The following is a 23,684-nucleotide window of genomic DNA, read 5'->3' as shown; positions in this document are numbered from 1 at the left end:
CGTTTCGGCAGCTCACCGAGAGCGGTAACCCCTCACATGTACGGAGTGCCGCACGGCCGTGCGGGCTCATACGGGACAATGACCGGGTGACCTCAGCGACCGCACAGCCCGAGACCCCGGGCTCCCCCCAGTTCTCGACCTCGCTCGAGCGGGGTGGCAGCCCTGTCACCCCGCCGCGGCTCATCGCCACCGACCTCGACGGCACCCTGCTGCGCGACGACAAGTCGGTGTCCCCCCGTACGGTCGCCGCACTGGCCGCCGCCGAGGAGGCGGGCATCGAGGTCTTCTTCGTCACCGGCCGCCCGGCCCGCTGGATGGACGTCGTCAGCGACCATGTCCACGGCCATGGGCTCGCCATCTGCGGGAACGGCGCCGCCGTCGTCGACCTTCACGGCGGTGCCGGTTCCCACCGTTTCGTGAAGGTGCGCGAGCTGGCCCGGCAGAACGCGCTGGACGCGGTGCGACTGCTGCGTGAGGCGGCGCCAGGCACCGTTTACGCCGTCGAGCAGACCTACGGCTTCAACCAGGAGCCGGCGTATCCGAAGCTGCACATGGAGATACCGGACGTCCTCGCCCAGGCCGAGGAACTGCTGGCACCGGGCGGCCCCGCCGACGGCGAGCCGGTACTCAAAATCCTCGCCCACCATCCCGAGCTCGACCCCGATGCCTTCCTCACCCTGGCCCGGCTGGCCATCGGCACCCGCGCCAACGTCACCCGCTCCAGCCCCAGCGCCCTGCTGGAGATCAGTGGTCCCGACGTGTCGAAGGCCAGCACACTCGCCCTGTGCTGTGCCGAGCGCGGGATCTCGCACGAGGAGGTCGTGGCGTTCGGGGACATGCCCAACGACATCGAAATGCTGACCTGGGCGGGCCGTTCCTACGCGATGGGCAACGCCCACCCGGACGTCCTCACCGCCGCCTCGGGACGCACGGTCGCCAACAACGAGGACGGCGTGGCCGTGGTGATCGAACAGTTGCTGAGCCGGCGGCCGTGACCGGGTCCGATCATCCAGGTGGGTCGACCGCCTCGGGTGGGCCCGACGTGAACGGCAGAGCGGGCCGGGCCCGGTGCTCGCTCAGAGCGTCAGCCCGCGTTGCGCCAGCCACGACACTGGGTTCACTGCCGAGCCCATCTCGGGCGTGACCCGCACCTCGAAGTGCAGGTGCGGCCCGGTGGAGTTGCCGCTGGTCCCGGACTGGCCGATCCACTGGCCGGGCGAGACGCGCTCGCCCTGGTCCACGGCGACAGCGGCCAGGTGGGCGTACTGCGTGTAGTAGCCGCCCGTGTGTTCAACCACGATCTCGATACCGAAGGCCCCTCCACAGGACACCTTCACCACCTTGCCCATGCCCACGGACCGCACCGGCGTGCCGATCGGCACCGCGAAGTCCTGGCCGGTGTGACGGTTCGCCCAGCGTGCACCGCCGCTTCCGTAGGACGCGGACAGCACGTAGGTCTCCACCGGCGCCACCCAGGATTCGGTGAACCCGGTCTCCGGCTGATCGAGCCGCACCGCTCCGCGGCAGGAACCGGCCGCCACCGAGGCGTCCGCCTGGCCCTGTAGCTGCCACCGCGCCGTATCGAGCTTCTGCCCGATGCCGCTCTTGAGGTCGGCGAGTTCCTTGTTCCGCTTCTCCAGCGCCTTCCACGCCCCCTCTGCCCTCGCCTCGTCGCGGGCGAGCCGGGCCTCGGCCCGCGCGTTCTTCTCGATCGCGTTGTCGAGGGTCAGGTTCGCCTTCCACACGGCACGCTGACCGCGCAGCACTTCCTCCGGGTCGTCCGCGAGAATCATGTGCGCGGTCAGCGGCAGCCCGCCGCCACTGCGGTACTGGGACCTCGCGATGCGGCCGAGGTCATCGCGCAGGACCTCGGACTCCTGGCGCTCCCGGTCGAGCAGCTTCTCCAGCCGTCGTACCTCGGCCCGCTGCCGGCCGGCTTGGCGGCGGCCTGTCTCGTACTTCAGTGTCGCCGCGGCCGCCTCCTTGTAGAGCCGCGCCACCTGTGCGCCGGCCCCGGATTCCGGACCGTGGCCGGGAGCGTACGGGCCGTCGCCCCCTCCGTCGGTGGGCCGGGCGGCGAGCACGGCGAGCGCGCACAACGGCACGGCGACGAGCAGCGGATGACGGCGGGTGAGGCGCATGACAGCGATCCTGGTCCCCGCCCCGGCCCACGGTCCTGTTCATCTCGTACGCCTGGGGGACCGTACGACCCGGATGGACCAGCGATACCGCCGAACAGGGCCCTCCGGGACGAGATTGACAACTCGTCGAACATTCTCACGTCACGCACGCTCGTCCCCGGGCGCACCCGCCTCGTCACGCACGCCCGTCGTGCCCGATCAGCCCACCTCCACCAGCTCCACCAGCCGGTCCGACTCTGCCTCGCGCCGCGCCATCCGCCGCAACGGGCCGGCCACGGCGGCCAGTTCCCCGTACGCACCGCGCTGCACCACACGCCCCTCGTCCAGCACGATCACCTCGTCCACCGCCTCGAGCCCGGCCAGCCGGTGGGTGATCAGCAGCGTCGTACGGCCCTCGGTGGCGGCCAGCAGGTCGGCGGTGAGTGCGTCGGCGGTCGGCAGGTCGAGGTGCTCCGCGGGCTCGTCCAGCACCAGCACGGGGAAGTCCGCGAGTAGCGCCCTGGCCAGTGCCAGGCGTTGCCGCTGACCGCCTGAGAGCCGCGCCCCATGCTCGCCGACGAGTGTGTCCAGGCCGTCGGGCAGGCTGTCGGCCCACTCCAGCAGCCGGGCCCGGGCGAGCGCGTCGCGCAGTTCGTCCTCGGTGGCTTCGCGCTTCGCGAGCAGCAGGTTCTCGCGTACGGAGCTGTCGAAGAGGTGGGCGTCCTGCGCGCACAGCCCGACCAGCCCTCGTACGTCGTCGCCGTCCAGGGCGTACGCGTCCACACCGGCCAGCGTGTACGAACCGGCGCCCGGGTCCAGGAACCGCAGCAGCACCTGTGCGAGCGTCGTCTTGCCGGAGCCGGACGGGCCGACCACCGCGATCCTGCGGCCCTGCTCCAGTGTCAGGTCCAGTCCGGCGAGGGCGTCCCGTTCCTGCCCGGCGTGCCGGGCCTCGAGTCCCTTGACCACGAGCGGGAACGGCGACGCGGGCGCCTGCCAGGGCTGCTCCGGCTCCTGTACGGGCACCGTGGCGTCCAGGACCTCGTACACGCGCTCGGCGCTCTTGCGCACCCTCTGCCGGTGCTGCACGGCGAGCGGCAGCCCGAGTACGGCCTCGAAGGCCGCGAGCGGGGTGAGGACGACGACGGCCAGCGCCACTCCGTCCAGCCGGTCAGTGGCCACTGCCTGGACGCCGACGAGGGCTGCGGCCGTGACGGTCAGGCCCGAGACGAGTGCGGTGAGCCCGTCGCCGAGAGCGGTGGCGGTGGCGGCACGCGAGGCGATCCGGGTGAGCACGCCGTCGGCCCGCCGGGCCTCGGCGGTCCGTGCGGGCAGAGCCCCGGCGACCGTCAGTTCCCCGGTCCCGGTGAGCAGGTCGGTGGCACGGGTCGCGAGGACTCCGCGGGCGGGCGCCAGCCTGCGCTCCGCACGCCGGGCCACGGCGCCCGTGAGCAGGGGCAGCCCCGCCCCCGCCGCGAGCAGCCCGACCGCGAGGACGGCACCGGCCTCGGGCAGCAGCCAGGCCGTGAAGCCGACCGACAGTGCCGAGACGACGACCGCCGCACCCGCCGGCAGCAGCCAGCGCAGCCAGTAGTCCTGAAGCTCGTCCACGTCGGAGACCAGCCGGGAGAGCAGATCGCCCCGGCGGACCCCGCGCAGTCCGGCGGGCGCCAGCCGCTCCAGCCGCCGGTACACCGCGACCCTGGTGTCGGCCAGCATCCGCAGAACCGCTTCGTGCGACACGAGCCGCTCGGCGTACCGGAACACGGCCCGCCCGATACCGAAGGCCCGGGTCGCCGTGACGGCGACCATCAGGTACATCACGGGCGGCTGCTGCGAGGCACGGGAGATGAGATACCCGGACGTCGCCATGAGGCCCACGGCGCTGCCCAGCGCGAGGCTGCCGAGCAGCAGTGCGAGCGTGAGCCGCCCCCGGCGGGCACCGGACATGGCACGGACGCGGGCCAGCACGCCCCCCGCTCCGGCCTCCGCGGCCGGCTCGGCCGACGCCGGGCCTGCGGAGTCGGCGGGCTCGGACTCCTCCGCCCGTTCCCAGTCGAGTGCGGGCTGGACGTCCGCCCGTTCCCGGTCGGCACCGAGGACGGTGTCACCGTGCTCGGGCAGCGGCCGGTCGCCGGGCGCGGGCTCCGTCAGCCGCACCACGCGGTCTGCCACCGCGAGCAGCGCCGGCCGGTGCACCACCAACAGCACCGTCCGGCCGGCCGCCAGGCGCCGTACCGCCGCCACGACCTCGGCCTCGGTGGCGCCGTCCAGCGTGGCCGTCGGCTCGTCGAGCAGCAGCACGGGCCGGTCCGCGAGGAACGCACGGGCCAGCGCGAGCCGTTGCCGCTGTCCCGCGGACAGTCCCGCCCCGTCCTCGCCCAGTACCGTGCCGGTGCCCTCGGGCAGCGCGTCCACGAACTCCAGGGCGCCCGCGTCCCGCAGAGCCCGTCGGACGGCGTCGTCGTCCGCGTCGGGCCGGGCCAGGCGTACGTTCTCGGCGACCGTCCCGGCGTACAAGTGCGGTCGCTGCGGCACCCAGGCCACCTGGCTGTGCCACTGGGCCGGATCGATACCGGTGAGATCCGTTCCCCCGATCCGTACCCGCCCCTCGGCCGGCCGCACGAAGCCCAGCAGCACGTTCAGCAGCGTCGACTTGCCCGTCCCGCTCGGCCCGACGAGCGCAACCGTCTCACCGGGTTCGACGGAGAAGGACACGTCCGACACGGCGTCCGCCGACCGTCCGGGATAGCGGACGGTCACGCCCTCGAAGGACAGCGCACCCGACGGCACCGCCCCGGCCCCCGGTGCCGGTACGGGTGTCTCCAGGACCTCGAAGATCTCCTCTGCGGCGGCCAGCCCTTCCGCCGCCGCGTGGTACTGCGTGCCGACCTGCCGCAGGGGCAGATACGCCTCGGGGGCGAGGATCAGGATGAGCAGGCCGGTGTACAGGTCCATGTCGCCGTACACGAGCCGCATGCCGATCGTCACGGCGACCAGTGCCACCGAGAGAGTGGCGAGGAGTTCCAGCGCGAAGGAGGAGATGAAGGCGATCCGCAGGGTCCGCATGGTCGCCCTGCGGTACTCGGCGGTGATCCGCCGGATCGACTCCGCCTGCGCCTTGGCCCGTCCGAACACCTTCAGCGTCGGCAACCCCGCCACGACGTCCAGGAAGTGGCCGGACAGCCGGGACAGCAGCTCCCACTGCCGGTCCATCCGGGACTGGGTGACCCAGCCGATCAGCATCATGAAGGCCGGGATGAGCGGCAGGGTGACGACGATGATCGCGGCCGAGACCCAGTCCTCGGTGACGATCCGCGCCAGCACCGCCACCGGAACGACCACCGAGAGCCCCAGCTGGGGCAGATAACGCGAGAAGTACCCGTCGAGGGCATCGACCCCGCGGGTCGCCAGGGCGACCAGCGAGCCGGTCCGCTGCCCGGTCAGCCACCCCGGGCCGAGTGCCGTCGCCCGCTCCAGCAGCCGGCCCCGCAGCTCCGACTTGACTGCCGCGCTCGCCCGGTGCGCGGCCAGCTCGGTGAGCCAACCGACCAGGGCACGGCCGACCGCGACACAGGCCAGAAGCACCAGGGGTGTGCCGAGGTCGGCCACGGCCACGCCGTGCTGGAAGGCACCCACCACCACCTCGGCGATGAGCATGGCCTGAGCGATCACCAGCACCGCGCCGACGACGCCCAGGGCGACCACCGCCACCAGGAAAAGCCGTGTGGCGCGGGCGTAACGGAGCAGTCGTGGGTCGATTGGTTTCACGTGAAACACACCTCAGTGCACGGGATCGGTGATGTGCTGGGTGCCGATCCGCTTGCGGAAGACCCAGTACGTCCAGCCCTGGTAGAGCATGACGAGCGGCAGGGCGATCACCGTGAGCCAGGTCATGATCGTCAACGTGTAGTCGCTGGAGGAGGCGTTGCTGACGGTGAGGCTCCACTCCGCATTCAGCGTGGACGGCATGACGTTCGGGAAGAGCGTCAGGAAGAGCATCGTCACGGCGGCCACGATGGTGACGCCGGACAGAGTGAACGACCAGCCTTCGCGCCCCGCCTGGTTCGCCACCAGGGCAGCGACCAGGGCGGCGACCGCGACGACCATCGCGACCAGGCTCGACCCGTCACCGCGCTCGACCTGTGTCCACACCAGGAAGACCAAAGCGAGAACGGCGGTGATCAGTCCTACCCGCAGGGCCATCCGCCGGGCCCGGTCCCGGATGTCGCCGACGGTCTTGAGCGCGGCGAACACGGCACCGTGGAAGGTGAAGAGCGTCAGCGTGACCAGACCGCCCAGCAGCGCGTACGGGTTGAGCAGGTCCCAGACGTGGCCCACGTACTCGAACTCGGCGTCGATCTTCACCCCGCGCACGATGTTGCCGAAGGCCACGCCCCAGAGGAACGCGGGGATGAGCGAGGTCCAGAAGATCGCCGTCTCCCAGTTGCGCTGCCAGTGCTCCTCCGGCCGCTTGGCCCGGTACTCGAAGGCGACACCGCGGATGATCAGGCAGACCAGGATGACCAGCAGCGGCAGGTAGAAGCCGGAGAAGAGCGTGGCGTACCACTCGGGGAAGGCCGCGAAGGTCGAGGCTCCGGCCGTGAGCAGCCATACCTCGTTGCCGTCCCAGACGGGGCCGATGGTGTTGATCAGCACCCGCTTCTCGGTGCGGTCACGGGCGAGCAGCCGGGTGAGGATGCCGATCCCGAAGTCGAAGCCCTCCAGGAAGAAATAGCCGATCCACAGGAAGGCGATCAGAACGAACCAGACGTTGTGCAGTTCCATGACTCTGCGGCTCCCTCGGGCCTAGTACGAGAAGGCCATCGGCTTGTCGGCGTCCCGGAGATCGCCACCGATCTTCGTGGGCGGATTGAGATCGGCCTCGGTGAGTTCGGGCGGACCCGCCTTGACGTACTTGGCGAGCAGCTTGACCTCCACCACGGCCAGAACGCCGTACAGCAGGGTGAAAACGGTCATCGAGGTGATGACCTCGGCCTGGGAGACCCCAGGGGAAACCGCGTGCCGGGTCTGCAGCACGCCGTAGACGACCCAGGGCTGCCGGCCCATCTCGGTGAAGATCCATCCCCAGGCGTTGGCGATCAGAGGGAACGCCATGGTCCAGAGCGACAGGAGCCAGTACAGCCGGCTGAGCCTCGCGCCCAGCGGCTTCTTCAGCAGCACCAGATGCGGCACCTCGTCCTCCCCGGTGCGCAGGGCGGCCGGCAACAGGAACCTCTTCCTCGTCAGCCAGAGCCCCAGCAGCGCGAGCGAGAAGGACGCCATGCCGAAGCCGATCATCCAGCGGAAGCCCCAGTAGGCGACCGGGACGATGGGCTTGTAGTCACCGGGGCCGAACTGCTCCTGCAGGGCTTCATTGGTGTCGTTGATGCCGGGCACGTACGACTCGAAGTCACCGTGGGCGAGGAAGGACAGAAGCCCGGGAATCTCCAGGGCGACCTCGTTGTGCCCCTTGTCGACGTCCCCGTACGCGAACACGGAGAACGGCGCCGGCCCCTCGCCGTCCCACAGCGCCTCGGCGGCGGCCATCTTCATGGGCTGCTGTTCGTACATGACCTTGCCGAGGGTGTCTCCGCTGATCGCGGTGAACATGCCTCCGACGGCCATGGTGACCAGGCCGAGCCGGAGCGACGTCCGCATCACCGAGATGTGCTTCTTGCGCATGAGGTGAAAGGCGGCGATGCCCACCATGAAGGCGCCGCCGGTCAGCGCGGACGCCGAGAAGCTGTGGAAGACCTGGTTGAGCGTGGTGTTCTGAGTGAGCACCAGCCAGAAGTCGGTAAGTTCCGCCCGGCCCTTCTCCTCGTTGATCCGGTAGCCGACCGGGTGCTGCATCCAGGAGTTGGCCGCCAGGATGAAGTACGCCGACGCCAGTGTGCCGAGGGAGACGAGCCAGATGCAGGCCAGGTGGATCTTCTTGGGCAGCTTGTCCCAGCCGAAGATCCACAGGCCGATGAAGGTGGACTCGAAGAAGAAGGCGATCAGGGTCTCGAAGGCGAGTGGGGCACCGAAGACGTCACCGACGAACCGCGAGTAGTCGGACCAGTTCATGCCGAACTGGAACTCCTGCACGATGCCGGTGACCACACCCATCGCGATGTTGATCAGGAAGAGCTTCCCCCAGAACTTCGTCGCCCTGAGGTACTTCTCCTTCCCGGTGCGCACCCAGGCGGTCTCCAGCCCGGCCGTGAGAGCGGCCAGCGAGATCGTCAGAGGAACGAAGAGAAAGTGGTAGACGGTGGTGATACCGAACTGCCATCGCGCCAGTGTCTCCGGCGCCAGAGCCAGGTCCACGTCGCCGCTCCTTACATCGCCGTGGTCGCAATGACCGCTTAACCCTGTTCGCCCACCGCATCTCGGAGGAAACGGGATGCGCTTGTGAACGCGTTCACATTCACAAGCAATTATGACCTACCGCTTTTCGTATTCGGAAGGGGGGTCCCCTGTGACGTCAACCCCTTGTCGGTAACGGTCGAAACACAGGAGGGCCGGGCGGCGGCTGCCCCGTCGCCCGGCCCTCCTGCACCTGCACCTGCACCTGCACCTGGCCGTATGCGGCTACAGCTCCTTGCGGAAGGCTTCCGTCACTTTCAGGAAGATGTCGTTGGCCTCGGCCTCGCCGACCGTCACCCGCGCACCCTCGCCGGGGAAGGGCCTAACGATCACGCCCGCCTGCTCGCACGCCTGCGCGAACGCCGTCGTGCGCTCCCCCAGCCTCAGCCACACGAAGTTGGCCTGGCTCTCGGGCACCTTCCAGCCCTGCGCACGCAGCGCCTCCATGACACGGTTGCGCTCACACACCAGCGAACCGACCCGGCCTATGAGCTCGTCCTCGGCGCGCAGCGAGGCGATCGCGGCGTCCTGCGCGAGCTGGCTCACACCGAACGGCACCGCCGTCTTGCGCAGCGCCGCGGCCACCGGCTCGTGAGCGATCGCGAAGCCGATCCGCAGCCCCGCCAGACCGTAGGCCTTGGAGAAGGTCCGCAGGACGCAGACGTTGGGCCGATCCCGGTAGAACTCCACGCCGTCCGGGACCTCGGGGTCGCGGATGAATTCGCGATACGCCTCGTCGATCACCACCAGGACATCACGGGGCACCCGGTCGAGGAAACGCTTCAGCTCCGCCCGCCGCACCACCGTGCCGGTCGGGTTGTTGGGGTTGCAGACGAAGATCAGCCGGGTCCGTTCGGTGATCGCCTCGGCCATCGCGTCCAGATCATGTACATCGCCCAGCGTCAGCGGCACCTGCACAGGGGTGGCACCGCTGATCCTGGTGATGATCGGGTACGCCTCGAACGAACGCCACGCGTAGATCACCTCGTCCCCGGGGCCCGAGGTGGCCTGCAGCAGTTGCTGGGCGACGCCGACCGAACCGGTGCCGGTGGCCAGGTGGGAGACCGGGACGGCGAAGCGCTCGGACAGTTCCTCCATCAGCGACGTACAGGCCATGTCGGGGTAGCGGTTGAAGGAGGACGCCGCGGACGCCACAACCTCCATCACCCCCGGCAGCGGTGGATAGGGGTTCTCGTTGGAGGACAGCTTGTAGGCCGCCGGCCCCCCGGCCGCCGCCGGCTTGCCCGGCTTGTACGTGGGGATACCCTCCAGCTCGGCGCGCAGCTTGGGGCTCGTCTCGCTCACCGCAGTCCTCCTCCAAAGACCGGCGGCTCTTGGCCGCCGCCGACATCCAATACTCCTCACCTTATGAGGATTCGGCGTCGCTGCGTATGCGCGTACAGCGGCGGTGACGAGGACGGACCTGCCGAGGTGCGGGCCGAGGGGGAGGGCCGCGGTGCGCGGCGGCAGGGACATCACGGGGTGTGCCGGCCCCGTGGAACCGCCAGGGCGATCAGCCCCATGAGCCACATCAGGCCCTTCAGCAACAGGGGCATCACCCTACGAAGGCGCACAAAGGGCGCCCAGACAGGGGGCGCGCCTCACATATATCTACGCGCCGGTGGCTCGCGCCGTGGCGCGCATCCCTCGTGCAGGTGAGTTGAGACCTCTTCGCAACATCGCCCCCTCGGCAGGCCCACATGCGTCGACACGCCAGAACCTGATATTGAAACGTTCAACACCCTTGCTTTCCAAGGAAATTACCGCTTAATGATCATGCATAAACGTTCCTGCCAATGCGTGCATATGCGTCCGCCCTACCCCACCGCATGAGCCCTAATATCGGCTCGCCATGACAGCAGCAGGGAAGCACCAGGTGAGCCGCACGGAAACCTCACGCCGAAGCAGCAGGCCGGGTCGGGCGGGCATCAGGGACGTGGCCGCCGCAGCCGGAGTATCCATCACGACCGTCTCCGATGCCCTCAACGGCAAGGGCAGGCTCCCGGACGCCACCCGGCGCCACGTCCGCGAGGTCGCCGACAGACTGGGCTACCGTCCCTCGGCCGCCGCCCGTACGCTCCGCACCGGCAAGTCGGGGCTCATCGGCCTGACCGTGACCACGTACGGGGAAGAACCTTTCACCTTCACCGAGTTCGCGTACTTCGCCGAGATGGCGCGTGCCGCCACCTCCGCAGCCCTGGCCCGCGGCTACGCCCTCGTGATCCTCCCCGCGACCTCCCGCCACGACGTGTGGTCCAACGTCGCTCTGGACGGCACGGTCGTCATCGACCCCTCGGACCAGGATCCGGTCGTCAGCGAACTGGTCCGGCAGGGTTTACCGGTCGTCTCCGACGGCCGCCCGGCCGGCTCGCTCCCGGTCACGGCCTGGGTGGACAACGACCACGAAGCAGCGGTCCTCGGGATTCTCGACCACCTGGCCGACGCCGGCGCCCGCCGCATCGGCCTGCTGACCGGGACCACGACCGACATGTACACCCACCTGTCGACCACCGCATATCTGCACTGGTGCGAACGCGTCGGCCAGGATCCGGTGTACGAGGCCTATCCGGCGCACGATCCGTGCGCGGGCGCCGTCGCCGCCGACCGACTCCTCGCCCGTCCCGACCGCCCGGACGCCGTCTACGGCCTGTTCGATCCGAACGGCACCGATCTGCTCGCCGCCGCCCGCCGCTACGGCCTGCGCGTCCCGGACGACCTGTTGCTGGTCTGCTGCAGCGAGTCGACCGTCTACGCCAACACCGAGCCTCCCGTCACCACGCTCTCGCTCAAACCGCGCCGCATCGGCACGGCCGTGGTTCAACTGCTCATCGACGCGATCGAGGGCGTCGACGCCGAGCACACGGTGGCGCAGGTCATACCCACCGAGCTGATCGTGCGCACCTCGTCGCAGCGCCGCCCGCCGCGCACGACGGTCAGCCCGCCGCGGTCACCGGAACGGACCTGACGGACGGCGAGAGCTCGACAGCGGGGCGGAGGGGGCTCGGTGGCAGCGACTCCCGGAGGGAACGGCCCGGCCGGATTCGCGGAGGGTGAGGCGGCGGCCCCGGAGGGGTAAAGCCATTGCCCCCACGGGGGTGAGGCGGCGCCGACTCCCTCCGCCGCTCCTCCGGCCCCCTCGGAGCCCTCCTCCGCGGAAACGGGCCTGCCTCCCGGAGGCAGCGTCCGCGGTCCCGTGAGGAGCCCGCACCGCCGGACGGCACCTGGGCGGCCGAGGCCCTGAACAAAAGCCGAAGACCTGACCAAAATAGAACGAAAGCGGCCGCTGACTGGACTCGTGCGCCGATTCACCACCCCTGGGTCATCACACAGCGCGATCCGCATTCCTATGATGGGCCCACGACACCGCGGGCCGCTGCGACCAGGCAGTCCGACGCGGTGCAGTTGCGGCTTGATGGTGGAGGGGTCGATGACTCAGGGGGCCGGTCAGGGACCCGCGGTGGAGCGCACAGCGACGGTGCGCGACTTCCGGGTGCCCGCTTACGTCCACGAGACCGGTCCGTACGCCCACAGCATGCACCCCGGCGATGTGGCCCCGCCCTCCGAGGCGAGCCACCCGGAGGGATACACGCCCACGCAACGGGACCTCCCGGTCATCAATCGGGGTGACACTGTGCAGGTGACCGTCGACCCCGCGTCCGTACCCGCACCGCAGCCCGCCACCGGGCCCGGCCCGCTGTACGTGGTCGGTGACGTCCACGGCTACCTCGACGAACTGGTGGCCGCCCTCCAGGAGCAGGACCTCATCGACTCCGCGGGCCAGTGGCGCGCCGGCCCCGCGCGGCTCTGGTTCCTCGGCGACTTCACCGACCGCGGGCCGGACGGCATCGGCGTCATCGACCTCGTGATGCGGCTGTCCGCCGAGGCCGCCGCGGCCGGCGGCTACTGCAAGGCCCTGATGGGCAATCACGAACTGCTGCTGCTCGGCGCCAAGCGGTTCGGCGACACCCCCGTCAACTCCGGCGCGGGCACCGCCACCTTCCAGGCCGCCTGGCTGCTCAACGGTGGGCAGAAGACCGACATGGACCGCCTTCAGGACCACCATCTGCAGTGGATGGCCCGCCTGGACGCCGTCGAGGCCGTCGACGACCATCTGCTGCTGCATTCCGACACCACCGCCTACCTCGACTACGGCCGTTCCATCGAGGAAGTCAACGACACCGTCCGCGAGACGCTCACCCGCAACGACGCCGACGAGGTCTGGGACCTGTTCCGCAAGCTCACCAAGCGGTTCTCCTTCCGCGACGAGGGCGGCGCCGAAGCGGTGCGCTCGCTGTTGGATACGTACGGCGGCACCCGGGTCGTTCACGGACACAGCCCCATTCCGTATCTGCTGGGCGAAGTAGGCTCCGAGGACGGCGAGGACGACAACGGTCCCGTCGTCGAGGGTCCGCACGTCTACGCCGAGGGACTGGCCATCGCGATGGACGGTGGCGTGACGATGGACGGAAAGCTGCTGGTCCAGCAACTGCCGCTCGCCCAGTGAGCGGGTGCCGGGCCCGGCACCCGCGGCCCGGCACCGCACCGAACCTGGGCCAATTTCGGTAAACCCCCTGTCACGGCGCACCCTTGGCGCTCTACCATCGACTTATCCGTAGCAGGCTCCCCTCCGTTTCTGCCCAACGGCTCGTCAGCATGCCGAGTCACAAGCCCTACGGAGCATCGGGGGATGCACATGAACAGCGTTCCGCAGCATCTGCTGACCGAGGACCGCCAGGATTACGTGCGGATTCTCGATGAGGTGCTGCGCTCCGCACCACAACGCCCGGAACTGGCCACTGTCGGACAGCGGCTCACCTCCGAACAACTGCGCACGATGGCGCTCAACGCCACCGCGACCATCACGGTGGCCGCGACAACCGAATACCGGCACTACACCAAGGTCCGCGAGGAACTGCGCCGGCCACCGGCGTCGTCCACCCCGTCCACTCGGGCGTCCGGCTCCTCCGAGCCGGAGCCGGAGACGGCGGGGCTCGCCACCACCATGGGAGAGGTCGCCGAGACCGCCGGCGCGGGCGCCGTCGCCATCGTCGCCGTTCTGGCACCTGTTCTGGCCGGAACCGCGGCCGCGATATTCCTGCTCGTCGGTTACATCCTGCGCATGCTCGACCCCGGCGCGGCCTTCGCCCGGACCATGCTCATCACGGGCTGGACATTCGGCGCCGTGACCGCGGTCGGCATCCTGGTTGCCGCAGTGGGCCTGCTGCTGACCGCACTGCGCAACAAGCCCTCGGCCCGAAGCGGACCGTACGGCAAAGCCGACAAGGAGCTGACCCTGGCCAGGGAAGCCTGGCACGAGGCACTGCGGGAACAGGGAATCATCCCGTTCCTGCGGGACACGCTCGCCGACCCGGGTACGGCGGCCGCACTGCACTACGCGACGCCGTCCGAACCGGCCGGCCGCATCCCACATCTCGGCTACGACCGGCCGGGGTTCACCAGCCCCGGCGAGGGTACGAACCGAGGCCGGCGGCCGAGCTACTCGAGCCCGGACTACAGCAGCCCGGACTTCGGAGGGCCGGAACACAAGCCCGAGTAGCCGGAACAATCGAATAAAGCCGGCCCAACCGGAGCCGGTCCCACCAGATACGCCGAAGCATGCGACGGCCCAGCCGTCGGCTTGCGCTCCCTCATCGGCGGAGCCCGTCCCAGAGGCTCCGCGCCGAGGGGCGTGAGCCAGGTGCTCGCCGCCCTGTGCCCGTACAGGCCTGGGCAGTGGTCATCAGGGATGAAAAATGCCCGCCCGGCCCGCTGCGGCGATCCACTGGGGGAACTCGGACAGGCGGAGGCGGCCGGCGCGACCGAGGGCTGGGACGGGGCGGTGGGTACCGCGGGCGGGACTGGCGGCACTGCGATCGCGACAGGAGGCGTCGTCGCGCCAGATGCCGTGGTGGAACCAGATGCGTCGTGGAGTCCGCTGCCGCCGGGGGGCGTCGTCCACGGCGATACCGAAGTCGGTGGCCAGCCCCGCGAGCCCCGCGGCGTACCCCTGCCCCACCGCGCAGAACTTCCAATTTCCCTGACGCCGGTGCAGCTCACCGCCGATGAACGCGGTCTCCCTCCCGGCCACCATGTCGAACCGCGCGATCTCGGCCCCCGTACCGGCGACAAGCAGCCTGAGCACCAGTCCCGGCACCTGGCCGAACGTCCCGCCCCCGGACGACGCGCACAGCACGACTCGCTCGACGGCCGGTTCCAGCAGGCGCAGGTCCACCTCGGCCGTGTCGGTCGCGGCGCCGGCGGCGCTCCGCTTCCCCAGGTGCGTCACGGCGCCGGAGGTGTGCCACGGCTGGTTGTAGAAGACGAAGTCAGCGTCGTCCCGTACCCGCCCGGCTTCCGTGAGCAGCAGAGCCGACCCGTCGATGTCGGGCACACCGGCCACAGCGGCCCAAGCGAGCTCGACGCGCACCGCCTGGGCGTCGAGGGGAAGGTTGGACCCTTGCTCATTGATCTCGCTGTCATGACATCCAGTCTGCCGACCCGTCCTCCCGGGAGGGGAGAGGGCGGGCCCGAACGGCCCGCCCCTTTGTTCATTCGGTCCGCCTGTTCGTTCAGTCCGTCAACGGCAGGTACACACGGTTGCCCGCCTCAGCGAACTCCTTCGACTTCCGCAGCATCCCCTCGGCGACCTCCTCGGCCGATGCCCCCTCCGCCGGGGACCCTCCGAACCGCTCCGTGATGCTCCGGCTGATCTTCATGGAGCAGAACTTCGGCCCGCACATCGAGCAGAAGTGCGCCGTTTTCGCGGGCTCCGCCGGAAGCGTCTCGTCGTGGAACTCCCGTGCCGTGTGCGGGTCGAGAGCCAGGTTGAACTGGTCCTCCCACCGGAACTCGAAGCGCGCGTCGGACAGGGCGTCGTCCCACTCCTGCGCCCCCGGATGCCCCTTGGCGATGTCGGCGGCATGGGCGGCGATCTTGTAGGTGATGACACCGGTCTTGACGTCGTCGCGGCCCGGCAGGCCCAAGTGCTCCTTGGGCGTGACGTAGCAGAGCATGGCCGTACCCCACCAGGCGATCATCGCCGCACCGATACCGGAGGTGATGTGGTCGTATGCGGGCGCGACGTCCGTGGTCAGCGGGCCGAGCGTATAGAACGGAGCTTCATCGCAGATCTCCTGCTGAAGGTCGATGTTCTCCTTGATCTTGTGCATCGGGACATGTCCCGGGCCCTCGATCATGGTCTGCACATCCAAACGCCTGGCGATCCGGTTGAGTTCCCCGAGCGTGCGCAACTCCGCGAACTGCGCCTCGTCGTTGGCGTCGGCGATCGAGCCCGGCCGGAGACCGTCGCCAAGCGAGTATGTGACGTCGTACGCCGCGAGAATCTCGCAGAGTTCCTCGAAGTTCTCGTACAGGAACGACTCCTTGTGGTGCGCCAGGCACCACGCCGCCATGATCGAGCCGCCGCGCGAAACGATGCCCGTCTTGCGGTGGGCGGTGAGCGGCACGTACGCCAGCCGTACACCCGCGTGGACCGTCATGTAGTCCACGCCCTGTTCGGCCTGCTCGACGACGGTGTCCTTGTAGATCTCCCAGGTCAGCTCCTCGGCCCTGCCGTCGACCTTCTCCAGCGCCTGGTAGAGCGGCACGGTGCCGATGGGGACGGGGGAGTTGCGCAGCACCCACTCCCGGGTGGTGTGGATGTTGCGACCGGTGGACAGGTCCATGACCGTGTCGGCGCCCCAGCGGGTCGCCCAGGTCATCTTCTCCACCTCCTCCTCGATGGAGGAGGTCACCGCGGAGTTGCCGATGTTGGCGTTGACCTTCACCAGGAACCGCTTGCCAATGATCATCGGCTCGATCTCCGGGTGGTTGACGTTGGCGGGCAGCACCGCGCGGCCTGCCGCGATCTCCTCACGCACGACCTCCGGCGATACGTTCTCCCGGATGGCCACGTACTCCATCTCGGGCGTGATCTCACCGCGGCGTGCGTACGCCAGCTGCGTGACCGCCCTGCCCGCGTGGCCCCGGCGCGGCTGACGGGGCCGACCCGGGAACACCGCGTCGAGATTGCGCAGTCCACCGCGCGGCGAGGTGTGCCTGATCCCGTCGTCCTCGGGGCGGACCGGACGGCCCGCGTACTCCTCGGTGTCACCGCGCGCGATGACCCAGCTCTCCCGCACCGGCGCCAGTCCTCTGCGCACATCGGTGTCGACCAGGGGGTCGGTGTACGGGCCCGACGTGTCGTACAACGTGACCGACTGCCCGTTGGTGAGGTGCACCTGACGGACCGGCACCCGCAGGTCGGGGCGTGTGCCCTCGACGTACGCCTTGTGCCAGCCGATGGACTTCCCGGCCTCCTCCCACACCGACGCTTCCGTCGGATTCTGGGTGAAGGCAGGCGTGCGTGCGTCCTTGTTGGTCATGAGACCTACTCCCTACGCCGGCATTACCCGGTAACAGGTTCAGCGGTCGACGCAGCGGCTTCCATCTGCCGGCGTTCCGTGTGAAACATCACTCGGACAAGTGATGTTTCATGTGAAACGTCGCTGGGACGGAGGTCAGCGCCCTCTCAGCCCGGTGCTCCGAGCTCCCGCGTGTACAAAAAGGTGCCTCCACGCTAGCGGGAATTCTGGCGCGGTGAACAGAGGGCTCTCATTGTTCTTGCGATGATCAGGCGGTGACCTCGACGCAACCTCCCCCGTACCCGCCACCCGAACCATCCCGTGACTCCGGCGCCCGAATCGGCGACGGCCGTGGCAGAGGACCCGCAGCCGGCACCGGCCTGGGCCGTGGGGACGTTCAGGGAGACGGCCCCGGCTCCGGAGGCTGGTTCGGGCATGGACACGGCCCCGGCGAGGCACCGGCGACACAGAGCCACCTGCCCGGCCCTGGAGACCCTGACCCCAGAGTTCCCGATAGGCCCGCTGGTCCGGGGCTCGTAGGCCCGGGTTTCGGACCTCCCGGTCGAACTCCCGGACCCGGCGCGGGCCGCTCGGGTCAGGGCCACGGGCAGGGGCACGGGCACGGGCAGGGAGGACAAGGGCAGGGAGGACAAGGGCAGGGGCGAGCCCGCGGCCAGGATCACGGTCCGGGTCATGACCACAGCCCGGACCCCGGTGTCGGCGGCCACGGGCGTGGCCCGAACTCCGACGGCGGGCACGGCGGTCCGCCTCCGGGCGACGGCGGGCACGAACATGGTCCGGGCGCCGATGGCGGGCACGGGCACAGTCACAGCCACGGCCCGGCCGCTCCCGTCTCGAAGCACCTGCGCAAGGTCATCGCGGCGGTCCTCATCCCGTTCGGCGCGGCGGTGCTGATCGGCCTCGCGGTGCTGTGGCCGGGTGGCACACCCGGGCACGAGCGGACCGGCGTCGGTTTCGACCGGCAGACGCAGCAGGCCACGGTCACCAAGGTGGTCGAGGTGAGCTGTTCGTCCGTCAACGCGTCCGGAGGCATCCCGACCGGCGATACCTCGACCGCCGAGGGGTCCTCCGCGCAGCAGCAGGCGGACGGCACGTGCAAGAAAGCGACGATCCGGGTCGACACCGGCAACGATGCGGGCCGCACCTTCACCGAGATCGTGCAGCCGGACCAGTCACGGCAGCTGAGCGAGGGTCAGGAGGTCGTGGTCGCCTACGAGCCCTCCGCTCCGAAGGACCTCCAGTACTCGGTGGCGGATGTGAACCGGCGCGTACCGCTGGCCCTGCTCGCCGGCATCTTCGCGGTCGCCGTCGTCGCTGTCGGACGGCTGCGCGGTGTGATGGCCCTGGTCGCGCTGGCGATCAGCTTCCTGGTGCTGAACTTCTTCATCCTGCCCGCGATCCTGCAGGGTTCGAACCCCCTGGTCGTGGCGGTGGTGGGGGCGAGCGCCATCATGCTGCAAGCTCTGTATCTCTGCCACGGACTGTCGGCGCGCACCTCCGTGGCTGTGCTCGGCACCCTGATCTCGTTGCTGCTGATCGGCGTTCTGGGCTCGGTCTTCATCAGTTGGGCGGCACTGACCGGCGACACCGACGAAAACACCGGTCTGATTCACGGCCTTTACCCGGAAATCGACATGAGCGGTCTGCTGCTGGCCGGCATCATCATCGGATCGCTCGGTGTGCTCGATGACGTGACGGTCACGCAGACGTCGGCCGTATGGGAATTGCACGAGGCCAACCCGTCGATGGGCTGGCGCGGGTTGTATCGCGCGGGCATCCGCATCGGTCGCGACCACATCGCGTCCGTCGTCAACACCCTGGTCCTCGCCTACGCGGGCGCCGCGCTGCCCTTGCTGCTGCTGTTCTCCATCGCGCAGAGCAGCGTGGGAACGGTCGCCAACAGCGAGCTGGTGGCGGAGGAGATCGTGCGTACGCTGATCGGCTCGATCGGCCTGGTCGCCTCGGTGCCGGTCACCACAGTGCTGGCCGCCCTGGTGGTCTCGGCCGACCGTCCGACCGCGCAGGCGGCGGCCAAGGAAGGCGTCCGGTCGGCTCCGGCACGCGGCGGGCGGGGCAGGCGCCGGAAGCGCTGACCCCGCCGGCGCCGGACCGCGCCGGCGACTTCTGACCGTCCGCGGCCACTCTCCCGGCAACCCACCCTCCGGCAATCGGCCGCCGACTACAGGCTGCTGGTCAGTCCGGCACCGGAGCCGCTCGGTCGCCACTGCGGAAGCGTTCCTGCCCGGTCTGGCGGAACACGGTGAAGCGTTCCGCCGCAGGCCGCCCGGATGCGGAACGCTTCACCCGGCGCTCTGCTCCGCCAGAATGCGATCCAGCGCGTCGTCGAGATGGGCGTCGAAGTCGGCGAGCGCCCCCTCCTGACCCAGCGGCACCAGTTTGTCGGTGCGGTCGAGGAAGGCCACGAGCGGCGCCGTCGACGAACGGAACAGCGCGTGGTCGCCTCCGACCTGAAGCCGGATCAGCACCTCGCCCAGGGAGTCGGGGCCGACCGGTGAAACGCGTACGTCGCCCTCGCCGCACGGTCTGCCCACGCCGTCGATCAGCAGCTCCCGACCGAACGCCCAGGTCACCGGCGCGTCACCCGGGAGATGGAAGGTCAGTCGTACGGCGTAGGGATCACAGGTGTCGTAGCGGAGCTCCACCGGGATACGGAAGGACAGCTCCTCCGACACGAGAAAGCTCATCATGACCTCTGCCTGCACGGACTCGCGCATCGCCTACCCCGTCATTCGCTACGAACCGGCCGGGAATGGACCCCTGACACTGGGTGAATCTTGCTCAACGTACACGGCGAATTACAAGGAGTGAGTTTTCAGATACTGATAGAGAGTGCCAACGGCCCCAGCAGTCGGCCCACTTCCGCCTGCAACTGCTGGGCGGCAGGGTGCAACCGGTGGACCTGGTGCACCGGCAGGGAGACGGCGATCGTCGCGGCCGTGGCACCGGCCGTGATCGGGACGGCTGCGCACACCGTCCCCAGCGCGTACTCCTGACGCGCGAACACCGGCTCCATGCGACGCGTCCGCTCCAGGCGCCGGAGCAGGCTGTGCCCGTCACGCACGGTATACGGCGTGACGGGCTGCACCGGGTAGCGGTCGAGGTGGTCCCGGCGGGCGACCTCGTCGAGCTGGGACAGCAGGCACTGTCCGATGGCGTGCGCGTGGCCGGTCGCCCGGAAGTCGGCCCATTCCTGGACCGCGGGATTGCCCGGAGTGTCGGAGACGCACACCAGGTCGATCTCGCCCTCGCGGTACACCGCGTAGTACACGGGAGCCCCGATCGCGTCACGCCAGCGCGCGAGCGCGGCAACGACCGTGCTGCGACGTTTCTGCGGGGCTCCGCTGCTGGTCAGCCGCTCGGCCGCGTCGCCGAGGAAGAACAGCCCCTTGTCGCGGCGCAGATAGCCCTCATGCACAAGGGTGCGCAGCAGGTGATAGGCCGTGGGAAGCGCCAGTCCGGTCTCGCGGGCCAGCTGTTTGGCCGGGGCCCCGCACTCGTGTCCCGCGACGGACTCCAGTAGACGCATCGCGCGCTGCACCGAGCCGATGAGGGTCGCGGTGGGCGCCGGCTCGGACGCCGCGCGCGCATGGGGCTGGCAGGGAACGGCGGACAGATGTGCGGGGACGGTGGCAGCCGTGGCCAAGGGTCACTCCCGGAGCGAGGGGGCAGCCCGTGCGGGGGAACACGGGTGGGGGTGTACGCCGCTCGCGGGGATCGTCCCCGCATGGCCTTCCGGACTCTAACCGTCTGTCATCCCAGACAGACGGTCCGTCCGGGAAACTTCCCCCGCCCGAGGGAACCGGCGTCGGCTGTTACCGCTTCACCGGCTCCCCGTGAGGCTCACCAGTCGCCGCGCGACGTCGAACTCGACGTGAACTTCCGTACGACGTAGATGAGTCCGCCGACCAGGGCGACGAAGACCAGCACCTTGAAGAGTAGATAGACCACGAACCCGACCACGCTGGCTATCAGGCCGCCGAACACGACCAGGGCGATGACCGGCACCGCGATCCACTTCACCCACCACGGCAGTCCCATGAAGATCTCTCGCATCGCCTTCGTCCTTACCTGCTCCGCCCGTCTCGTACCGGGTCGCGTGAATGATGTCCTGCACTCGATGCTAGGACGACAGGAGCCCTGCCGGGGGCCTCGGACCCCTTGTCCTCCCCTGAGCGGTCCCCTAGGGAACCCGGAGACCGCGGCTCAGCTCTCGGGCGGAGAGAACACCACCAGGACCCTCAGGTCCTCACTGATGTGGTGGAACTTGTGCGCGGCCCCGGCCGGCACGTACACAACGCTGCCGCGGGCCACCTGCGTGGTCTCCATGCCGACGGTGATCGCCGCCCTGCCGCTGACGACGAAGTACACCTCGTCCTGGCCGTGCGGCTGCTGTGGATCCTGCTCGCCCGCGTCCAGGGCGTACAGGCCGACCGACATGTTCCGCTCCCGCAGGAACTGGAGGTAGGCGCCCTCGTTGGCGGCGCGTTCGGCCTCCAGTTCGTCCAGCCGGAATGCCTTCATAGCCTTGTCCGCCCCTGCCTCACTGCTCATGTCCGGTCCTGTCTGCCACGATCAGACACATGAAGAATTTCGTAGTCAAGACGATCGCCAACGCCGCGGCCCTCGCGGTCGCGGTGTGGCTGATCGACAAGATCACCCTGACCGGCGACAGCACGGGCAAGGAGATCGGTACCCTCATACTCGTCGCGTTGATCTTCGGCGTGGTGAATTTCCTGGTCAAGCCGCTCGTGCAGCTCCTCAGCCTCCCGCTGCTCATCCTGACTCTCGGGCTGTTCACGCTGGTGGTGAACGCTCTGATGCTGCTGCTCACCTCCTGGCTCGCCGACGTGTTCGACCTGAGCTTCCATGTGGAGGGCTTCTGGACGGCCGTGCTGGGCGGTCTGGTCATCTCGGTCGTCTCCTGGGCCCTCAACGTCGTCCTGCCCGACGGAGACTGAGCACCATGGTCTACCGCGTCTGTTTCGTCTGCACCGGCAACATCTGCCGCTCCCCGATGGCCGAGTCCGTCTTCCGCGCGCGCGTCGCGGAGGCCGGCCTCGACGGCGTGGTCGAGGTCGACAGCGCCGGCACCGACGGCTGGCACGAGGGCGACGGCGCCGATCCACGCACGGTGGCCGTCCTCGAGGAGAACGGCTACGCCGCCGACCACACCGCCCGGCGGTTCGACCCCTCCTGGTTCGCCCGCCTCGATCTGGTCATCGCCCTCGACACGGGCCACCTCAGGACCCTGCGCCGCCTGGCCCCCACCCCGCGGGACGTGGGCAAGGTGCGCCTGTTGCGCTCGTACGACCCCGGAGCAGGCGACGATCTGGACGTGCCGGACCCTTACTACAGGAAGGCGGACGGCTTCTACGCATGCCTTGAGATGGTGGAGGCGGCGAGCGCAGGACTGCTCTCCTCGGTACGTGAGCAGGCGGAAGGACGGGCGGCATGAGCGATTCGAGGATGACCGGCGGCTACGGGGCGGGCTCGGGGGGAGCGTCTCCTGGGGAGGGCACGCGCGCGGTACGGGCCGGGCTGCCCGAGCCGGTCAAGCACGAACCGACCCTGCCCGGACCCGTCTTCGCCGCCCACTTCCACCTGCCCGGCGACCCCACCGGCCCCTACACCTACGGCAGGGACGAGAACCCGACCTGGACGCTACTGGAGCGGGCCATCGGAGAGCTGGAGGCGCCGGGGCAGGACGGCGTCGAAACCCTGGTGTTCCCCTCGGGCATGGCCGCGATCTCCTCGGTGCTCTTCTCCCAGCTCCGCGCCGGGGATGTGGCTGTCCTGCCGAACGACGGCTATCAGGCACTGCCCCTGGTGCGCGCTCAGCTGGAGGCATACGGCATCGAGGTGCGCACCGCACCGACCAGGGGCGACGCCCAGCTCGATCTCCTCGACGGCGCGAGGCTGCTGTGGATCGAGACTCCGTCGAACCCCGGACTCGACGTGTGCGACGTGCGGCGGCTCGCCAAGGCTGCACACACACGTGGTGCACTGGTCGCCGTCGACAACACTCTCGCGACCCCGCTCGGCCAGCGCCCGCTGGAGCTCGGTGCCGACTTCACCGTGGCCAGCGGTACCAAGCAGCTCACCGGACACGGCGACATCCTCCTGGGATACGTCGCCGGCCACGACGCCGAGGCGATGGCCGCCGTACGCCGCTGGCGCAAGATCGCCGGTGCTATTACCGGCCCCATGGAGGCCTGGCTCGCGCACCGTTCGATCGCCACGCTCCAGTTGCGGGTCGACCGGCAGAACGCCACGGCGCTGGCACTCGCCCAGGCGCTGCGGGAACGGCCCGAGGTGACGGGGCTGCGCTATCCGGGACTGCCGGACGACCCCTCGCACAAGATCGCCTCGCAGCAGATGCGGCGCTACGGGTGCGTGGTGTCCTTCACGCTGCCCTCACGGGTGCGTGCGGATCGTTTCCTCGACGCGCTGCGGCTCGTGGACGATGCGACGAGCTTCGGCGGTGTGCGGTCCACAGCAGAGCGACGGGGTCGTTGGGGCGGGGACGCGGTGCCGGAGGGCTTCGTCCGCTTCTCCGTCGGTGTCGAGGACCCTGCCGATCTGGTGGCGGACGTGCTGCGCGCACTGGACGAGTCGGCCGGCTGACCGGTCCGCCCGGGCGGCCCGTCAGGCACCCGGCTCCCGACGCCGGACGGTCCGAGCCTCCCCCCTCGTGGCTCGGACCGTCCCGGTTCTACGCGGACGAAGAACCGCGCGACCAAGGCTAGTTGACTTAGTGTCAGTGTCCAATCACTGTAGCGACAGCGACCTATCGACATATTTATAG

Annotated in this window: 19 protein-coding genes; 8 read left to right on the top strand and 11 right to left on the bottom strand. The window is 69.5% G+C overall.

Annotation, left to right across the window (positions count from 1 at the left end):
* The first annotated feature begins 68 nt into the window (after nucleotides 1-68).
* Nucleotides 69-995 (top strand): HAD family hydrolase, encoded by a 927-nt coding sequence (locus tag ACFPZI_RS23110; protein WP_381366393.1) that lies wholly within the window; start codon nucleotides 69-71, stop codon nucleotides 993-995.
* Between the two features lie 81 nt (nucleotides 996-1,076).
* Here the strand turns inward: ACFPZI_RS23110 and ACFPZI_RS23105 are convergent, their stop codons facing one another.
* The 5 genes from ACFPZI_RS23105 to hisC form a co-directional block, all read right to left on the bottom strand.
* Nucleotides 1,077-2,141, bottom strand: a complete 1,065-nt coding sequence (locus ACFPZI_RS23105) for a M23 family metallopeptidase (RefSeq protein WP_381366089.1) — start codon at nucleotides 2,139-2,141, stop codon at nucleotides 1,077-1,079.
* Nucleotides 2,142-2,339: 198 nt separating this feature from the next.
* Nucleotides 2,340-5,891: a thiol reductant ABC exporter subunit CydD gene (gene cydD / locus ACFPZI_RS23100; RefSeq protein ID WP_381366087.1), complete on the bottom strand. Its 3,552-nt coding sequence runs from the start codon at nucleotides 5,889-5,891 to the stop codon at nucleotides 2,340-2,342.
* Between the two features lie 12 nt (nucleotides 5,892-5,903).
* Nucleotides 5,904-6,908, bottom strand: a complete 1,005-nt coding sequence (gene cydB / locus ACFPZI_RS23095) for a cytochrome d ubiquinol oxidase subunit II (protein WP_381366084.1) — start codon at nucleotides 6,906-6,908, stop codon at nucleotides 5,904-5,906.
* A gap of 21 nt (nucleotides 6,909-6,929) precedes the next feature.
* Nucleotides 6,930-8,435: a cytochrome ubiquinol oxidase subunit I gene (locus ACFPZI_RS23090; protein WP_381366081.1), complete on the bottom strand. Its 1,506-nt coding sequence runs from the start codon at nucleotides 8,433-8,435 to the stop codon at nucleotides 6,930-6,932.
* A gap of 264 nt (nucleotides 8,436-8,699) precedes the next feature.
* Complete coding sequence (hisC, locus tag ACFPZI_RS23085) at nucleotides 8,700-9,779, bottom strand: histidinol-phosphate transaminase (protein ID WP_381366078.1); 1,080 nt, start codon at nucleotides 9,777-9,779, stop codon at nucleotides 8,700-8,702.
* A 547-nt stretch (nucleotides 9,780-10,326) separates the two neighbouring features.
* Between hisC and ACFPZI_RS23080 the strand changes: the two genes are divergently transcribed.
* From ACFPZI_RS23080 to ACFPZI_RS23070, 3 genes are all read left to right on the top strand, one after another.
* Entirely contained in the window at nucleotides 10,327-11,439 is a 1,113-nt protein-coding gene (locus ACFPZI_RS23080) for a LacI family DNA-binding transcriptional regulator (protein ID WP_381366076.1), read from the top strand.
* Nucleotides 11,440-11,886: 447 nt separating this feature from the next.
* Nucleotides 11,887-12,978 (top strand): metallophosphoesterase, encoded by a 1,092-nt coding sequence (locus ACFPZI_RS23075; protein WP_381366391.1) that lies wholly within the window; start codon nucleotides 11,887-11,889, stop codon nucleotides 12,976-12,978.
* 183 nt (nucleotides 12,979-13,161) lie between these two features.
* Nucleotides 13,162-14,031 carry a hypothetical protein gene (locus ACFPZI_RS23070; protein ID WP_381366073.1) on the top strand — a complete coding sequence of 290 codons (870 nt, stop codon included), beginning with the start codon at nucleotides 13,162-13,164 and terminating at the stop codon, nucleotides 14,029-14,031.
* A gap of 183 nt (nucleotides 14,032-14,214) precedes the next feature.
* Here ACFPZI_RS23070 and ACFPZI_RS23065 read toward each other — a convergent pair whose 3' ends face one another.
* Together ACFPZI_RS23065 and thiC are read right to left on the bottom strand one after the other, a co-directional pair.
* Nucleotides 14,215-14,901: a TerD family protein gene (locus ACFPZI_RS23065; RefSeq protein ID WP_381366070.1), complete on the bottom strand. Its 687-nt coding sequence runs from the start codon at nucleotides 14,899-14,901 to the stop codon at nucleotides 14,215-14,217.
* A gap of 142 nt (nucleotides 14,902-15,043) precedes the next feature.
* Complete coding sequence (gene thiC, locus ACFPZI_RS23060; protein ID WP_381366068.1) at nucleotides 15,044-16,858, bottom strand: phosphomethylpyrimidine synthase ThiC; 1,815 nt, start codon at nucleotides 16,856-16,858, stop codon at nucleotides 15,044-15,046.
* Nucleotides 16,859-17,175: 317 nt separating this feature from the next.
* Between thiC and ACFPZI_RS23055 the strand changes: the two genes are divergently transcribed.
* Complete coding sequence (locus ACFPZI_RS23055; protein ID WP_381366388.1) at nucleotides 17,176-18,951, top strand: YibE/F family protein; 1,776 nt, start codon at nucleotides 17,176-17,178, stop codon at nucleotides 18,949-18,951.
* 207 nt (nucleotides 18,952-19,158) lie between these two features.
* On the opposite strand, the gene ACFPZI_RS23050 is transcribed toward ACFPZI_RS23055, so the two are convergent.
* The 4 genes from ACFPZI_RS23050 to ACFPZI_RS23035 form a co-directional block, all read right to left on the bottom strand.
* Nucleotides 19,159-19,593, bottom strand: coding sequence for an SsgA family sporulation/cell division regulator (locus ACFPZI_RS23050; RefSeq protein ID WP_381366065.1), 435 nt, complete (start codon nucleotides 19,591-19,593; stop codon nucleotides 19,159-19,161).
* A gap of 98 nt (nucleotides 19,594-19,691) precedes the next feature.
* Nucleotides 19,692-20,417 carry a helix-turn-helix domain-containing protein gene (locus ACFPZI_RS23045; RefSeq protein ID WP_381366385.1) on the bottom strand — a complete coding sequence of 242 codons (726 nt, stop codon included), beginning with the start codon at nucleotides 20,415-20,417 and terminating at the stop codon, nucleotides 19,692-19,694.
* A gap of 302 nt (nucleotides 20,418-20,719) precedes the next feature.
* Nucleotides 20,720-20,932 (bottom strand): DUF5326 family protein, encoded by a 213-nt coding sequence (locus tag ACFPZI_RS23040; RefSeq protein ID WP_055592340.1) that lies wholly within the window; start codon nucleotides 20,930-20,932, stop codon nucleotides 20,720-20,722.
* Nucleotides 20,933-21,082: 150 nt separating this feature from the next.
* Nucleotides 21,083-21,400, bottom strand: a complete 318-nt coding sequence (locus tag ACFPZI_RS23035) for a cupin domain-containing protein (protein ID WP_381366382.1) — start codon at nucleotides 21,398-21,400, stop codon at nucleotides 21,083-21,085.
* 59 nt (nucleotides 21,401-21,459) lie between these two features.
* Between ACFPZI_RS23035 and ACFPZI_RS23030 the strand changes: the two genes are divergently transcribed.
* From ACFPZI_RS23030 to ACFPZI_RS23020, 3 genes are read left to right on the top strand one after another with little or no spacing between them, the layout of a single operon-like run.
* Entirely contained in the window at nucleotides 21,460-21,837 is a 378-nt protein-coding gene (locus tag ACFPZI_RS23030; RefSeq protein WP_332429359.1) for a phage holin family protein, read from the top strand.
* Nucleotides 21,838-21,842: 5 nt separating this feature from the next.
* Nucleotides 21,843-22,334 carry a low molecular weight protein-tyrosine-phosphatase gene (locus ACFPZI_RS23025; protein ID WP_381366061.1) on the top strand — a complete coding sequence of 164 codons (492 nt, stop codon included), beginning with the start codon at nucleotides 21,843-21,845 and terminating at the stop codon, nucleotides 22,332-22,334.
* The gene (locus tag ACFPZI_RS23020) at nucleotides 22,331-23,503 is read left to right on the top strand and encodes a cystathionine gamma-lyase (protein ID WP_381366058.1); all 1,173 of its coding nucleotides are present in this window, start codon (nucleotides 22,331-22,333) and stop codon (nucleotides 23,501-23,503) included. Before ACFPZI_RS23025 ends, ACFPZI_RS23020 begins: the two co-directional genes overlap by 4 nt.
* Nucleotides 23,504-23,684 lie beyond the last annotated feature (181 nt).

This window comes from Streptomyces chlorus (genome assembly GCF_042655885.1).
In the GTDB taxonomy this organism is placed as follows: Bacteria; Actinomycetota; Actinomycetes; order Streptomycetales; family Streptomycetaceae; genus Streptomyces; species Streptomyces chlorus.
The sequence above is the reverse complement of the archived record's forward strand: the minus strand, read 5'-3'. Positions and strand labels throughout refer to the sequence as shown.